We start from the raw sequence: 17,291 nt of genomic DNA, 5'->3' as shown, positions 1-17,291 counted from the left end.
ATTTCAATCAAGTTCCACAGTGACAATAGACAATCCCCTATATGGGGATTGTTTTTTATAAGAGGTTTTTGAATGTTAAAAGATCAAACAATTGCGGCAATTGCAACAAGTACAGCTATCGGTGGAATTGGTATTGTACGTATTTCTGGTAGTGATGCAGTTAATATCGCAAAAGCGATGACGAAGATTACAGAATTTAAACCGCGCTATGCTTATTTTTCCCCTTTTCTAAAAGAGGATGGGGAAGTCATTGATGAAGGGGTTGTTATCTTCTATCGAGGACCTAATTCATTTACCGGGGAAGATGTAATTGAGTTGCAAGGGCATGGAGGTTTGATTGTACTCAATCGTGTACTTAATCGTGTGCTTGAATTAGGGGCGATAATGGCTCGTCGAGGGGAGTTTTCAGAACGTGCATTTTTGAATGGTAAGCTTGATTTAGTCCAAGCTGAAGCGATTCATGATCTGATTGTCAGTCAAAGTGAAGCTCAGGCACGGGCGGCAATGAACTCATTGACGGGGAATTTTTCCCATAGAGTGAATGCGTTATTAGAAACGCTTATTAAGATGCGTGTCTATATCGAAGCTGCTATTGATTTTAGTGAAGAGGATATCGATTTTATCTCTGATGGTAATGTTGTTTCAGGATTAGAGAATCTTCATCAACAAGTCTCACAACTATTACAATCTGCCGGGAATGGTAAAGTGCTAACTGATGGCTTGAAAGTTGTTATTGCGGGGAAACCCAATGCCGGTAAATCTAGCTTACTGAATGCGCTTTCAGGAGAGGAGAGTGCGATTGTTACGGAGATTGAGGGGACAACTCGAGATGTGCTCAGAGAGCGTATTATTATTGATGGTGTTCCTCTTTCGATTATTGATACGGCAGGGCTTCGAGAGACAACGGATAAAATTGAAGCAGAAGGTATTAAGCGTGCGAAAAAAGAGATGGAGAGTGCAGATTTAGTATTGTGGATGCACGATGATAATGAACCTTTTGTGGGAATAGATGCCGACATAGAGGCTCTGAAGATCCCCACGATTATTATCCATAATAAAGCAGATCTATCCGGCAACAATATTGGCCGTACAGAGAGTCATATTACAATTAGTGCTAAAGATCTACAGGGGATTGAGCTCGTTAAAGCAGCGATTCTTGAGTATGCGGGTTTTGAATCACAGGAAGGTTTATTTAGTGCTAGAGAGCGTCATTTACAAGCATTAAAGCGAGTATTACAACATTTTGATGTTGCATTAGGTCTGATTGGTGAAGCAGTTGCCATTGAGCTAGTTGCGGAAGAGTTACGTTTAGCGCAAATAGCATTAGGTGAGATTACTGGTGAGTTTAGTTCTGATGCATTATTGGGCGAAATTTTCTCAAATTTCTGTATTGGTAAATAACCTAGAGTTAATGGTACGAAAGCGATCTTAAGCTAGGGTTTTAGATTAATAGTAAAGAGAGGGAGATCTATGTTATCTAAGGAGAATTTAGTCAAACTTGCGACCATGAAAATGCCCTTTGGTCGCTATCAAGGTCGTTATTTGATTGATCTTCCTGAAGAGTATTTATTGTGGTTCAATCGCCCGGATAAAGGTTTCCCAAAAGGGGAGCTTGGCGCATTGATGGAACTTGCTTTGATGCTAAAAGTGGATGGTTTAGATCATTTAGTGAAACCTTTGAAGCTAATGTAAGAAGGCTGTTGAAGGTGAGTTGACTGTTCGAGTGAATGATCTATGGTCATTACTCTCTATGATTGCTAGTAACCATTTATTAGTAGATCATTAGTAAAATATGGTAGATGTTGTAGAGATTGATGCTGATAGAGCCGCAATAAAGTAAAAGCCCTCATTTGAGGGCTTTTGTACGTTACTGATTTATAGCTGTTAATCAGTCAATTAAAAGACATATTTTAAAAGGTTTATTTTTTGATTAAATCACCTACTGCATTTTTAGTATCTTCTACAGTTTTGTTCATTGCATCTTCAGCTGCTTTTTTCATCTCATCAGCAATTTCAGCGGCTGCTTCTTCTGCTGCTTTTTTAGCCTCTTCAATTTTATTCATGTTGTCGCCTGCTTTTTCAGCGGCTTCAGCTGCTGCTTTTTCAGAAGCATCTACAGTTTTTTCAACGCTTTTAGCCGCAGCTTCTTTCGTTTCAGCAACTTTTTCAGCTGCTTTATCGGCTACTTTCTCTTGCGCTTTAGCGGCTTCAACTGCTGCTTTCTCAGCTTCTTTAGCGGTTTTATCTGCAACTTTCTCAGCTTGTTTAGCTGTTTCCTCTACTTTTTTAGCAGCTTGATCTGCAGCATCTTCTGCCTTCTTGGCAATTTCTTCAGCTTGTTTTACAGCTTCAGGGCTATCTACTTGTGCTTTTGCCGCCTCTTCAGCTTGTTTTGCAGCTTCTTCAGCTGCTTTTTTCTCAGCTTCAGCTTTAGCTTTTGCCTCAGCTTCTGCTTTTTTAGCCGCTTCTTCTGCTTTTTTAGCTTCAGCTTCAGCTTTTGCTTTTGCCTCAGCTTCTGCTTTCTTAGCCGCTTCTTCGGCCGCTTTTTTGGCTTCTTCAGCTTGTTTTACTGCTGCTTCTTCCGCTTTTTTAGCATTAGCCTCAGCTTGTTTTGCAATTTCTTGGGTTTCTTTCACTGCAGCTTGTGCTACAGGATCTTTGTTTTCGTCAGAACAAGCAACCAAACCTGCAAACGCGATTGAGCTAATTAAAAGTAATTTAGTGAAATGTTTCATTTTATTTGTATCCTTATTTTTTATAATAAATATCAGTGAGTAAACGCTTATGGTAATTATACTACCATATTGCTAAACCAAGTCGGTACTAATACTATTTAGTAGTTAAGTCCTTAAAAATCATAAAATAATACTTATGCAGTTATGAATTGTACTCTATTTTAGCTTCAAAAAAAAATAGAATAATTTTTTAGAAATTCTTTTTAGAATGCTAATGGGGTTTGATTTTTTAATGGGAAGCATATAGTGGAAAAAAGCATAGTAGAAAAAGAATAGTTATAATATTTGTTAATGTATAAATCACCAACCGCCGGAAGCACCACCACCGCCACTTCTACCGCCACCACCACTTCGGCCACTAGAGCTGCCACTTGATCGACTGCTTGACCCGCTAGAACGAGATCCGCCGCGACTTGTACTAATGCTGCCATTACCGATAGCAATATTAATGGGGCGTTTCATCCAACCGAGGGTTAAGGCAATCGTCTGTATTAACAAGAGCCCAATGCCAATTAAGATACCAATAGGGGATCCCATCATCAAGGTCACAGCAAACCCTAAGATGATTGAGGATGGAAGCGCAGCAAAGAGCGATTGAAACCAGCGATATTTCTTAAAAGAGGTGGAATGATAGAAGAATTGACCAATAAAAATTACCATTCCCGCACCGACGCCGAGTAAGAGATTTTCGAGAAATAATCCTATGAAAATACCGCCGACAAAGGCGGAACCTGCCGCTTTAAGTGCGGCAATTTTGAAGGGAGCAGGTTGATCTTTTGGAACATTAAGGCTTTTTTCTAAATTCTTGGCTCTCTCTTCCCACTTGGTCATTTTTGAGGGCATTGTTTGTGTAATGGTTGCCGGTGCTTGATGGTTATCGATGCCCCCTTTAGTCAGCTTATTGCCTTGCTGTCGGCGATGTTCTTCCCAACTGATATTGTTAGAAGCGGTTTGCCGGCGCGCAAAGAGAAAGGTCGCAAGCCCAATAAAGAGGACAAAACCACCCCCAATTAAGAGTAGATATCCCCCAAAAGAATTGAAAAGAGAAAATGTCTGATGAGATTGATTAGCCGTGGATCTATTACCGGTTTGATTTGTGGCGGGGATAAAAGGCGCATCTTTAAGGGAAGGAAGCGCTTCCCCCTTAATTTGACTAATAATCGCATCGACTGCTTGATCAATGCCTTGACTAAATTGACCAATCTTAAATTGTGGCACTAGATACTGATCGATAATCTGTTTTGCTAGTAGATCCGGAATAGCTCCTTCTAAGCCATAGCCCGTTTCAATACGCATCTGCCGATCATTGACCGCGACTAGTAAGAGTAGGCCATCATCGATCCCTTTACGACCTAATTGCCACGATTTCATCACTTTTACGCCATAATCGACAATATCTTCTCCCTCAAGAGAGGGAATAATGAGTACCGCAATTTGGGAACCTGATTCTCGCTCTAATTGCATAATCTTGCGATCAATTTGATCTTGATCGACCGCAGAGAGTAAACCCGTCTTATCCATCACGCCGGCAGTGAGAGGGGGGATCGCAGTTTGTGCAATACTCAGCTGGTTCAATGAGAGGCTTGCCATCAATATTATTGCGATAAAAATCAACGCGCGTCCGATGATTTTTGAAATAGGGTGTATTGATGAAATGAACATTTGTGGATGTCCTATATCAAAAAGGCGTTGCAAATAAGATCTAAATGTCATGCTGAAAAGCTCGGTATAGGATAGAAATATTGATTTGAATAATACCACTATGATAACCGCTTCTAGGTAAATGATCTATGTGCGACTAGATATGAGCCTATTTTTCATTAAGGTGATTATATGTTGATAGGACTTCAAGTGAGCGTGATTAGTATTTTTTATCAATATTTCTTTGTGTTTGGATAATAAAAAAACGGGGTTTGTTGTAAATATATTTTATTTATGTAAATTATTATTGATATGGTTAAATGTTTGTTTGTCGAGAGATATTTTAAAAAATATATCAACAGCAACAGTTTAATTTAATAAATATACAATAATGAGTATTGAGAGGCCTTTATGAATCGTAATATCTATAAATTAGTTTGGAATAAAGTATCAAAGCTTTGGGTTGTTGCTTCTGAATTGGCAAAAATATCAAAGAATAGTGGATGTTCGAGAGACAATTCCTGTCAACATACAGAACCTATTATAGGCACTAAGAGTAAAATTGCCTTATCAATAGTTTTGGCCTTGGGAATGAGCTCATTGGGCTATGCAGAAAGCTTAAAAGAATTATTAAATAATGGTAAAAATGAAGGGACAGCTACAGATAGAGCCTTTTACTATACTAATGACCCTTTCACGATGAAGAATAAAACATATACTCTATCTTTCAGCTCGAATGAGGCTGATAAAAGAGAGATAAAATGGATTAATAATGGAGGAAATGCTGATATTCCAAGTTTTACGATGGATAATAGTAATTTCATCGTGAACGGACGATTCTATACGGGCTATGATCCTTCAGGCATTACACCTTCAGAAAATAAAAAATACTATACGCTTATTAATAATAAAAGTGCCTTAGATATTAATGACTGGGCTTATGTAGGTGTTTCTGATAGTGGTACACAGTATTCTTTTATTATTAAAATAGATAATAAAAGTGCAATGAATACGCGTACACTATTTCTCGGCAGTATCGGTGGAATAGAGCTAGATAATCAATCGACACTGAGTGTTTATAATACGAACTTTTTTAATAAAACAGGCATTGATGCTTTAGATCTTGATAGAGGAAAAAAAGGTTTTATTTCTCTAAAAAACGGTGCGATTGTTAATATCGGGGTTAATGAAAGTCATTACACATCAGGAGATAATTTACGACTCATATCGGATGGAACAGGAATTTATAATTTAAATAACGTCGATATGAATGCCAAAACTTCTAATCCTGATTATAAAGGAATTATAAATGTCGGTAATGGCAAGAATAGAACCGTACTGCGTCTTTATAAACTTGATGCTTACGGCGCTTCAACCTTAAATGTAGAGAAAAATGGGACATTAGAAACGCTAGCAGATGGTAAGTTTTTAAATACACTTGTCGGGGCCGGATATTTTGCTATAAAGGGTAATAATAGCTTTGATCAATCTCAAGATAAATTTACAGGAACAACAGAGATCACAAACGGTAAGGAGGCGACCGTTGCCGCTGATAATGCTTTTGGCCCATCAGGAACCGTATGGGTGAAACCCGAAGCTGTTCTTACGTTTTCAAATAATAAAGTGAATAGCTTTAGTAATGCGCTGCGATCAAGTGGTGTTATTAATGTTGGAGAAAATCTCATTAAAGCAACCGGTGATCATTCACTATTTGATGGTATCGTTAATATTGCAACACCTAAGTCCACTTGGAGTGTCATCCAGAAAGGTAATTATAATTTTAAGTATCAATTAAAAGGGGAAGGGAATGTTATTATAAAAACAGGTACTCCTCTCCAAGAAATAGCTTTTAAAAATAATAAAGAAAATCAGGGTTTTACTGGTAAGTTTACGGTAGCTCAAGGTACGCTTAATATTGATAAATTGAGCCAAAATGTGCTTGGTAATGCGAATCTTATTCTCAATAGTACCAATAGTTCCGGTAAAGTACTCGATGATGTCACCGTGGGTAGTTTAACGATTGATAATAGTAAGTTATCAGTGGTACAGGATAGTAATAATGAATTTAATCTCATCACAGCGACCAATGGCATCACTTTAACGGGGAATAATAAGGTTGAGATTGCTAATAAAGATCTCTTAGGGAAAACATCGGCGATTAATAGTATTCAACCAGAAGGAACGCTTCTTGATCAGCAGAATCAATTGGTTACAGGTGAAACTTTCGCCTTAGGAAAAACAGAAGGTGATCGAGATTCAATTATTTTGGTCGATAGTAGCGGTAGTGCCATTACGAATGTGGTGAAAACTTCCAAACCAATCATAGGGCAAGAGAGTAAAGGGACTGCCTATTATGATTATAGTCGTTTAGTGGCTGATAATACCGGCATTCACGCTGGCTATGGTTTAACGGCACTTTCAGCAAATAAAAATCAATCGGTATCGATTAATAGTAGTGATGCAAAGGAGCAAAAACTCTTTGTTAAACTGACCGGAGATGGTGGTTTTACCTATACTGGCAGTAAATTGATCACGGTAACAAATGGTGAGAATAATTATCTCGGGGATTCGATACTAAAGAGTGGTCAAGTACTGCTTGGCGCGAATAACGCATTAGGAGAGCAGGGCGCGTTACTCTTGCAAGATCAGAGCAACTTAGACCTTGCGACATTTGCACAAAATGCGAGTTTTACCACGATCGATCAAAATTCAGTACTCAATCTTAATAGCGGGAATTTAACGCTGACTGCTAATCAGGCGAGTCTGATTGAGGGACAATTACAGGGTGGAAAAGATTCGAGTTTAAACCTCAATCAAGGTGCTTTAACCGTTAATTCGAGTAACGATACATTAAAAGCAGAGATTAATTTAGGCTCAAAAGCTACCGCAACGCTTGCTAAAACCGATGGTTTAGGAAAAGGAAACATCAATCTTATAGGTAGTAATAAGATTGCAATCAATGGTGCCGGCGATTTTGCTAATCGTGTGCAGGGTGATAGCTCTAACCAACTCAATATTAATGGCACAGATGGCGCCATTACATTGACTGCGGATAATAGTAAGTATGCCGGTGAACTCAACATCGCTGACAAAGCGCAAGTCAATGTCAAAGCACTGAATAATCTAGGAACAGGAATAATCGGGATTGCCGGTACTTTATATTTTAATAGCGGTATCGATGGGGATCTTAATAATACGTTAAAAGGTGCAGGAACTGTTACATTAACTGATAATAAGCTTAATATTAAAGGTGATCACGCAGGTTTTACCGGTGTTGCGAATCTTGGTGAGAAAGCCAATTGGAATGTGACTCAAAAAGATAACTATAACCTTAATTATGCCTTAGCCGGCAATGGAACGGCTACGGTAAATGCCGGCGGAACCATTGCACTTAAAAATGCCGGTAACAAAACTTTCACTGGGAACTTTGATGTTACTAAAGGACAGCTGTTGCTCGATCAAACCGGTTTTGATGTTCTTACTAATGCCTCTTTAGGCTTAAAAGGGGGGCAGGCGAATGTGATGCTTGATGGACAGAAAGTGAAGAATCTTACTTTTGAGAATGGCGCACTTTATATAGAGCCTTTTAAGAATGGTGATCGATCAAACCATCTCTATGTTACTGATACGGTAAAACTTGTCGGGCAAGATAACTTGATCAAAGTCGATTCTGCAAAATCAGTGGAGAAGCACGATATTGATTGGGGCTCGAGTTTTGTTGGAAAACCCTCTTTTATTGATCAGCAATTTGGGGTGATTGGGGAAACGCTTGTTTTTGGTAAGGTGGATAAAACTGCCGGCACGATCTTCTTGGCAGATAAAGATGGGAATTATATCCGTGCAGAAGATGTAGAGATGAGTGACCGGGTGCTTCAAAGTGGGAATGGGAAAGCCTACTATGGTTTTAATGGGCTTTTATCTAATGATGAAGGAATCCATCTTAACTATGGGTTAGCCGTATTAGAAGCTTATCAAGCTAAAAATATCGAGGTCTTATCTACCACAGAAAATGTGACAGGAATCTCGAATATTCTCCGCGCTAAACTGACCGGCGATGGGGGCTTTATCTTCAAAGGGGACAAAGCGATTGTCATTGATGGTTTTGCCAATGATTACAAAGGAGATACTGATATTGTTGGTACTGATATTACCGCAAAAAGCCACAATATTTTTGGTCAGCAAGGAGCATTAACGCTGACAACTGAAGCTGGGAAAGGCGCGAAACTCGATCTTGATCAATATACCCAAAAGGTGAGCAAGCTCGATCTTAACGAAGACTCGGCGCTTAACCTTAACAGAGGAACTTTAACACTTTTAGATGCAAAAACCTCAACAATTGATGGTTCACTTCAAGGAACTCAAAAGTCTAAGCTCAATATCAATCAAGGCATTGTCAATGTTAATTCAAGTAATAGTGAGCTTCAAAGTAGTGTGAATCTTGGCACGAAAGTGACGCTCAATCTTGCAAAAGCCGATGCTTTAGGTACAAGTGCCATTACATTGAATCAGGGCAGTAACACGATTAATCTCAATGCCGGCGGTCAATTTGCCAATAAACTCACAGGCGATGCTTCTAATACCTTCAATATCAATGCGAATGATGCCAAAGAAGCGGTTGACTTGAGTGCAGATAACAGTGGCTATGCCGGCGCGATCAATATTGCTACAGATGCGACAGCAAATGTCAATGCGCTTAATAATGTAGGAACCGGTGTGATCGGGATTGCCGGTAATCTTGCTTTTAATTCTGATGCTTTGGGTGATTTTAATAATCAATTTAAAGGTGATGGGGGGATTTTACTTAAAGGTAATTCTCTCAATGTGACCGGCGAACACGATGGGTTTACAGGCTTACTCAATCTCGCCGATAATGCCACTTGGTCAGTGACGGATCGACAAGAGGATTACAATATCAACTATGCCCTTGCCGGCAATGGCACAGTGAATGTGAGTACAGCGCAAAATATTTTGTTGAATCACAAAAAAGAGAATCAGTCATATAGCGGTAACTTCAATGTTCAACAAGGAAATTTACTGCTCAATGCTACAGCCGGTTATGCGCTGAAAACGGGGAATCTACATCTATTAGCCGGCACAAAAGGAACGGTTGAGAATGACTTAATTGTTGGTTCGCTTGAGCTTAATAACAGTACTTTGAAAGTCACCACATCCGATGGCAAGTTCAATCTTCTTACCGCAACGAATGGTATTGCGCTCAAAGGTGATACAAAAGTACAAATTAACAATCAATCTCAATTAGGCAATGCCGAAATTGATACCGATAAAGGATTATTAGATCAACAAAATATCGCCAATCTCGGTGAGCTCTTTGCCAAAGGGAAAACTTCAGGGGATAAAGAGACGATTACCCTGATCGATGCGGCTGGTAATGAGATTACAGAAGTGAAGGATATTCATATTCAGCTCAAAGGGCAGGAAACTGCCGGCGATGGTATCTATGATTATACGGGGTTAGTCGCTAATGATACCGGGATTCACGCAGGTTATGGACTCAAAGCACTCTCGGCAAATAAGGATCAGTCCATCAAAATCGATAGTACTGGTGCTGAAGAGCAGAAGCTTTTTGTGAAGCTTACCGGCGATGGTGGCTTTACCTATACCGGCGATAAAGCGATCACAGTTACTGGCGAAAATAATGATTACTTAGGGGATTCTACATTTGCAGAGGGTCAAGTCGCGCTCGGTGCAGATAATGCGCTCGGTCAGCAAGGGGCCTTGATCTTTACCGGTGCTAGTAGCCTTGATTTAGATACATTTTCACAAATGGCTGATAGCGCAACTCAGGATAAGGATTCTACGCTCAATCTGAATAGTGGTCACTTAACCTTAACGGGCAAGCAAGATTCTACTTTCAAGGGGGCTTTAAGCGGAACCGATCAATCTTCCTTAACAGTTGAGAATGGCGCGTTAAATGTTGAATCGAGTAATGGGTCGTTAGCTTCAGCGATTAATCTTGGTTCGGCAGTGACGGCTAATTTGACTCAGGCAGATGGCTTAGGAAAAGGGCAAATGACTTTGCAAGATGGCGCTACCCTCAATATTAATGGGATGGGCGACTTTGCTAATAATCTTATAGGTCAAGGTGTCCAAAGTGTTGTTAATATCAATCAAGGCGAGGTCAATCTTTTAGGAGATAATAGCCATTTTGCAGGAACGATGGTGATTGCTAAGGAAGTAAAAGCAGATGTAAACCATCTCAACAACTTAGGCGAAGCGCTCTTAGGAATTGATGGCACTTTACACTTTAATGAAGGTGTGAATGGGGATTTACGCAATGCATTTTCTGGAACTGGCGAGATTATCTTGACCAATAATCAGATTAAGATGCTCGGGGCGAAAGATGATACTGATTTTACAGGTTCCTTAACGTTAGGGGTAGATGCCAACCTCAGTATTGAAAAAGAAGGTTCTTATCATATTAATTATGATCTTTTAGGAAGCGGTACCATCGGTGTGGTGGCTGACAGTGTTATCAATTTTATGCCCGAAGCCGGCCGTAATCCGAAAGAATTCAACGGAACCTTCAATGTCCATAATGGGGGATTGCAACTTAATCAAAAGGCTTTTGATGCTTTAACAACAGCAAATCTTGGTCTACTCGGCGGAGAAGCTCATTTAACCGTTTCCAATCAGTCGGTCAAAAACTTGACGATGAAAGAGGGGACTATTTATTTAACAATTCCGGAAAATGTTAATATTAACAATCATCTCAAAGTAACGGAAACAATCATTTTAGAAGGTGATAAGAACTATATCGGTGTTAATAAAGAATCACTTGAGAAGAAAGGTGTTGATGCTAATGAGATTATTGCCGGGAATCCGTCATTCTTAGACCAACAGTTTGGTGCGAAAGGGGAGGTTCTACTCTCATCCGGTAATGAGATTGTGGTTAAAGATAATAGTGGTGAGATTAACCAAGACTTTGAAGCGATTTTCCTCACAGATCTCAATAAGAAATTGATTACGGGAAAAGATCTAGAGCATAGTACTGGGTCTATTCAAGAGGGTGCCGGGACGGGATATTATGGCTTTAATGGTCTTCGTACGGAAGGAAAAGAGATCTATCTCAGCTATGGTTTAGATGAAATTGTTGCGCAGACAGATAGGGCCGTATTGATCACTTCTAATGATGAGGAGATCAAAACCAAGAGTCGCGATCTGCGCGTGCGTTTAACAGGAGAAGGTGGATTTACCTTTGCCGGCAATGCACCGATCACGCTCTCGGGTAACCTCAATACCTATACCGGTAATACAATTCTTGATAACACCCAGATAACCGCCGGAATGGATCAAGTCTTTGGGGTTGGAGGTAACCTTGATCTTAATGGTAAATCACTCTTTGATCTTGGAAACTTTAGACAGCAGATTGATACCTTAAATATCTCTGAGGATTCTACTTTAAACTTAAATGGGGGAACTCTACAGTTAGTTGCCAATGAGACTTCTGAAATTAATGGAATAATCGAAGGATTAGAAAATTCACAGCTCCATATTAAGCAAGGCATCGTGAATGTTCAGAGTTCTAATGCTGAACTAAAAACTGCCATTGATCTTGATAGCAATGTTACATTGAATCTAACGCACGCAAATAGCTTAGGTTCTGGTGATATTGATCTGAATGCCGAAGAATTAGAGGCCGGCAACAATATCATTAACCTCAATGGTGATGGTCAATTTGCCAATAAACTCACCGGCGATGCTTCTAATACCCTCAATATTAATGCGAATAGTAATGAAATGGCGGTCAATCTCGGTGCAGATAATAGCGGCTACGCCGGCGCGATCAATATTGCTAAAGATGCTACCGCGAATGTCAATGCGCTTAATAACTTAGGAACCGGTGTGATCGGGATTGCCGGTAATCTTGCTTTTAATTCTGAGGCTTCTGGTGATTTTAATAATCAATTTAAAGGTGATGGGGAGATTTTACTTAAAGGTAATTCTCTCAATGTGACTGGTGAACACAATGAATTTACAGGCTTACTCAATCTCGCCGATAATGCCACTTGGTCAGTGACGGATCGAGAAGAAGATTACAATATCAACTATGGCCTTACCGGCAATGGCATGATCAATGTTGCTTCTGCAGAAAATATCACTCTTAAAAATGAAACTGAAAATCAAAATTACAAGGGGCATTTCAAAGTACATAATGGGAATTTAGTGCTCAATACCACTGCAGAGAAAGCACTGAAAGAAGCTGGTCTTCATCTGTTAGAAGATACCAAAGGCACCGTTGAGAATGCGTTAACTGTCGGTTCTCTCACACTCGATAACAGCACCCTAAAAGTGACAGATCAAGATGGGAAGTTTAATATCCTAACCGCAAGCGGTGGTATTGTGCTCCAAGGCGACACGAAAGTTGAAATCGACAATAAAGAGCTCTTAGGTAAAGGCCAAGCGATTGAAGCGATTAAGCCTGAGGGCACGCTTCTTGATCAGCAAAATCAACTCACATTAGGAGAGACGTTTGCACTCGGCAACGTCACCGGTAATAAAGAGTCGATCACGTTAGTGGACAGAGAAGGAAATGTGGTCAGTGGTATCTTTGGTGTCAAAAAAGCCATTGTCGGGCAGGAAGATAATGGTGATGCGATCTACGATTACAGTAAGTTAGTTGCTGATGATGGTATTCACGCTAGCTATGGCTTAGCTGCGCTTTCAGCTAAATTAAATAAAGCGGTCACGATTGATAGTACTGGTTCAAAAGAAACAATGCTCTCAGTGAAGCTCACCGGCAAAGGGGGCTTTACCTATACCGGCGATCAAGCGATCACGGTTACTGGCGAACATAATGATTACCAAGGGGATTCCACCTTTGAGGATGGTCAAGTCGCGCTCGGCGCAGATAATGCACTCGGTCAGAAAGGGGCATTGATCTTTACCGGTATTAGCAATCTTGATTTAGATAAGTTTTCCCAAATTGCCGATGGTGTAATGCAAAATGAAGGGTCGACATTCAACTTGAATAGTGGGCACTTAACCTTAACTGGCAAGCAAGATTCTACTTTTAAGGGATCTTTAAACGGAACAAACCAATCCTCTCTTACCATCAAGAAAGGAACGTTAAATGTTGAATCGAGTAATGCGAATTTAGCCTCAACAGTGGACTTAGGATCTCACGTTGTTGTCAATTTAGCGAGTGCTGATGGTCTTGGTAAAGGGAATCTCAATTTGCTTGGAGCAAATAAAGTTGAGATCAATGGTGGTGGCAACTTTGCTAATAACCTTACTGGGAAAGATCGCAATAATATCCTTAACCTGAATAAGGGCGATATCAATCTTTTAGGGAACAATAGCGAATATGCTGGAGCGGTGAATATTGCGCAAAAGGCTCAAGCTAATGTCAATCGTCTGCGTAATCTTGGAACCGGATTAGTGGATATTGCCGGAAAGCTCAATTTTGCTAACTCAACAGTAAGTGGCGATTTCAAGAATGCCTTTACCGGCGATGGTGAAATTAAGCTCAATGGTAATACACTCAATGTGACTGGCGAGCATGATGGCTTCGACGGGCTTCTCAATCTTACTGAAGGATCTACTTGGTCAGTGACGGATCGAGAAGAAGATTACAATATCAACTATGGTCTTACCGGCAATGGCATGATCAATGTTGGTGCCGAAGGCACGATCGCACTTAAGAAAGATCCTGCCGATAATTTTGTAGGCGATTTTAATGTCAAACAAGGAGATTTATCCTTAGATAATAATGGTTTATCGACCATTGAGAAAGCATCGCTTGGATTGATTGGCGGTTCTGCAACCTTAATGGAAGATGGTAAATCTTTGGCAAATCTCACATTTGATAAAGGTGCCATAACATTGAATACCGTCACTAATGAGAAGCGCTTTAATCATCTGACTGTGACCGATACCATTTCATTGATGGGAGATCAAAATAAGATCCAAGTCGATCCAAGCATTATTCCCATTCATGATAAAGATTTAGGTAATGTAGATCAAAAGATCTCATTCTTAGACCAACAGTTTGGTGAAAATGGAGAAACTTTAATCTCAGGTAAAGTGGTTGTTAAAGATAATAATGGCGTGGTGAATCCCGATTTTGAAGCGATCTTCTTAGCGGATAAAGATGGGAAATTGATTGAATCGAAAGATGTAGGTCAAAGTACTGCGTTCATTCAGAACGATGCCGGCCAAGCCTACTATGGTTTTAATGGCCTTAAAACTGATGATAAGGGCATTCATCTCAACTATGGGCTTGATGAGCTTAAAGCCTTTAACGATAAGAATGTGGTTGTTTTATCTAATTTAGATAATGTGAAAACGGATAGCCGAGATCTTCGTGTAGAGCTTGTTGGTGACGGTGGGTTTATCTTTAAGGGCAGTGAAGCAATAATCCTATCAGGGAATGAAAATAGTTATACCGGCAACACCTTAATTGATGGAACTTCAATTACTGCAGGGATGAATAATGTCTTTGGTAAATCAGGTAATTTAACCATCTCTAACAAGGGTCATTTTGATCTGAGTGGTAAATCTCAGATTGTGGATACTTTAGCGATCAGTGATTGCTCAATACTCAATATTAATGAAGGAGATCTAACAATCCGACAAAGCAGTACATTGAAAGGTGGCACGCTTTTAGGAACTGCTGGAAAATTAAACTTTGTAGGTCAAATAGCTGATGATGAATTAACTATCGAAGGCAGTCAGTCTGTGGGTATCAATACCACTGTCCAAAATGGTCGTATGAATATCGTAAAAGATGCGATTTATGGTAATGGTGATGGCACTATTACCGTTGCAGATAACGGTCTATTAGGCGGTTATGGCTCTGTAAAAGGTCATGTGCTATTACAAGGACAATTGAATGTAGGTAGCACAATGTCCCGTACAGTAGGAGAACCTTTAGGGGACTTTACGATTTTTGGAGATTTTAAGGCTGTTGATGGCAGTTTGATTCGTATTGCTAGTAATGGTAAAGAGGCCGGCCGCTTAATCATTACCGGAAATGCCGAAGGAAATAGCTCGCTACAAGTGAATGATATACATGGCCAACCTTTAAAAGAATTGGCAGATGGCACTAAAAAGGTGGAAGTCGTCACTATTGGTGGAAAAGTGAATACATTAGATCTTAAACAACATGGTCGAGTAGTTCGCGGTGCTTACGATTATTTCTTAGTGAAAGAAGATGATGGCAATTGGTGGTTAGTGAATGATACTGGCGGAAACGGATCTGAAGGAAACGGATCTGAAGGAAACGGATCTGAAGGAAACGGATCTGAAGGAAACGGATCTGAAGGAAACGGATCTGGAGGCAGTAATGGATCTGGAGGCAGTAATGGATCTGGAGGCAGTAATGGATCTGGAGGCAATGGTTCTGGAGGCAATGGATCTGGCGGTAACGGTTCCGGCAGTAACGGATCAGGAGGCAATGGCTCCGGTGGTAATGGATCTGGAGGCGGCAATGGTTCCAGCGGTAACGGTTCCGGCGGTAACGGATCTGGAGGCGGCAATGGTTCCAGCGGTAACGGATCTGGAGGCAATGGCTCCGGCGGTAATGGATCTGGAGGCGGCAATGGTTCCAGCGGTAACGGATCTGGTGGAAACGGATCTGAAGGAAACGGATCTGGAGGCGGCAATGGTTCCAGCGGTAACGGATCTGGTGGAAACGGATCTGAAGGAAACGGATCTGGAGGCGGCAATGGTTCCAGCGGTAACGGATCTGGTGGTAACGGTTCTGGCGGTAATGGATCTGGCGGTAATGAATCTGGCGGTAATGAATCTGGCGGTAACGGATCAGGAGGTAATGGATCAGGAGGCAATGGCTCCGGTGGTAATGGATCAGGAGGCAATGGCTCCGGTGGTAATGGATCAGGAGGCAATGGCTCCGGTGGTAATGGATCAGGAGGCAATGGTTCTGGAGGCAATGGCTCCGGCAGTAACGGATCTGGCGGTAACGGTTCTGGTGGCAATGGAGATGGTCCAATATTACGACCTGAAACGGCTGTCTATACTGCAGGCTTAGATACGGCAAACCGACTCTTTGCACATCAGTTATCTGATCGTAACTATCTCGATCCTTCGAGTCGTTTATGGACAATTGTAGGAGGAGATTTCAGCAAAGCTTATGACCGTAATAAAGGGAATAAGGTAACCGTTGACAGTTTTAGAATGATGGTTGGGGGTGATCTGATTAAAGATCAGTTGGATGAGAATACCCCAATTACCGTAGGTCTATTTGCGGCTTATGGACACAGTAGCATTGATGCTAAACAGCAGCGTCAACGTCACTATTCAGCCAAAGGCCGAAGTAATGGATTTGGATTAGGGGCATATGTGACTCTAGGGGATCAATTGAAAGAGGGCTCTTATTTCGATAGCTATGTGCAATACGTCAACTTTAGAAATAAAGTTTCTGGTGAAGGCCTTCAAGATGAAACGATGAAGATTCGTGGATTTATTGGATCCGTGGAAACAGGTTACACCTGGCAGATTGATCAGGATATCTATGTCCAGCCGCAAGGACAGTTGACTTGGATGGGCGCGCATATGAAAGGAATGACCGATCATAGCGGTACACATATTACGGGGAGTGAAAATAATCTGGAAACCCGTTTAGGAGTACGCCTCTTTATGGAGAAAACGCTTGAAAATGGTCATAAGATTAATCCTTATCTTGAAGTGAATTACTATCATAATTCTAAACCTTTCTATACTTCGTTTGATGGAGAAAAAGCGGAGTTAAGAGGAATGAAAAATGTGGGTGAGATCAAAGCTGGAGTCGAAGGAGAAGTAAAACCAGGGTTAAATCTCTGGGGAGGCGTTGGCTATCGTAGGGGGTCTCATAGCTATCGGGATATCTCTGTCAACTTTGGTCTTCGTTATAACTTTGAGAAAGATCCATTGTAGGTATATTTTAAAAGAGTGTGA

At 40.6% G+C, this 17,291-nt stretch carries 5 protein-coding genes and 1 pseudogene; 4 read left to right on the top strand and 2 right to left on the bottom strand.

Going from position 1 to position 17,291, the window contains the following annotated elements; translation table 11 throughout:
• Positions 1-72: 72 nt before the first annotated feature.
• Both mnmE and WMO13_RS06070 read left to right on the top strand, forming a co-directional pair.
• Complete coding sequence (gene mnmE, locus WMO13_RS06075; RefSeq protein WP_026878657.1) at positions 73-1,401, top strand: tRNA uridine-5-carboxymethylaminomethyl(34) synthesis GTPase MnmE; 1,329 nt, start codon at positions 73-75, stop codon at positions 1,399-1,401.
• 69 nt (positions 1,402-1,470) lie between these two features.
• Positions 1,471-1,692: a DUF3820 family protein gene (locus WMO13_RS06070; protein WP_026878656.1), complete on the top strand. Its 222-nt coding sequence runs from the start codon at positions 1,471-1,473 to the stop codon at positions 1,690-1,692.
• Between the two features lie 227 nt (positions 1,693-1,919).
• Here WMO13_RS06070 and WMO13_RS06065 read toward each other — a convergent pair whose 3' ends face one another.
• Together WMO13_RS06065 and WMO13_RS06060 are read right to left on the bottom strand one after the other, a co-directional pair.
• Complete coding sequence (locus WMO13_RS06065; protein WP_051396162.1) at positions 1,920-2,735, bottom strand: hypothetical protein; 816 nt, start codon at positions 2,733-2,735, stop codon at positions 1,920-1,922.
• Between the two features lie 300 nt (positions 2,736-3,035).
• A complete protein-coding gene (locus tag WMO13_RS06060) occupies positions 3,036-4,397 on the bottom strand; it encodes a TPM domain-containing protein (protein WP_051396161.1) in 1,362 nt (453 codons plus the stop codon).
• A 390-nt stretch (positions 4,398-4,787) separates the two neighbouring features.
• Here WMO13_RS06060 and WMO13_RS10670 point away from each other — a divergent pair.
• Both WMO13_RS10670 and WMO13_RS06055 read left to right on the top strand, forming a co-directional pair.
• Positions 4,788-4,880 (top strand): annotated as a pseudogene (locus WMO13_RS10670) (ESPR-type extended signal peptide-containing protein); the annotation flags it as partial.
• Between the two features lie 195 nt (positions 4,881-5,075).
• Positions 5,076-17,270, top strand: coding sequence for a hypothetical protein (locus WMO13_RS06055; protein ID WP_342386819.1), 12,195 nt, complete (start codon positions 5,076-5,078; stop codon positions 17,268-17,270).
• Positions 17,271-17,291: the final 21 nt, after the last annotated feature.

This window comes from Ignatzschineria larvae DSM 13226 (genome assembly GCF_038500265.1).
In the GTDB taxonomy this organism is placed as follows: Bacteria; Pseudomonadota; Gammaproteobacteria; order Cardiobacteriales; family Wohlfahrtiimonadaceae; genus Ignatzschineria; species Ignatzschineria larvae.
Note: the sequence above shows the minus strand (reverse complement) of the source record. Positions and strands in the feature narration are given on the sequence as shown.

Bases quoted from the DNA above. Each gene is read 5' to 3' on its own strand.
- WMO13_RS06065 (WP_051396162.1), bottom strand. From the start codon at position 2,735: ATGAAACATTTCACTAAATTACTTTTAATTAGCTCAATCGCGTTTGCA.
- WMO13_RS06070 (WP_026878656.1), top strand. From the start codon at position 1,471: ATGTTATCTAAGGAGAATTTAGTCAAACTTGCGACCATGAAAATGCCC.
- WMO13_RS06055 (WP_342386819.1), top strand. From the start codon at position 5,076: ATGAAGAATAAAACATATACTCTATCTTTCAGCTCGAATGAGGCTGAT.
- WMO13_RS06060 (WP_051396161.1), bottom strand. From the start codon at position 4,397: ATGTTCATTTCATCAATACACCCTATTTCAAAAATCATCGGACGCGCG.
- mnmE (WP_026878657.1), top strand. From the start codon at position 73: ATGTTAAAAGATCAAACAATTGCGGCAATTGCAACAAGTACAGCTATC.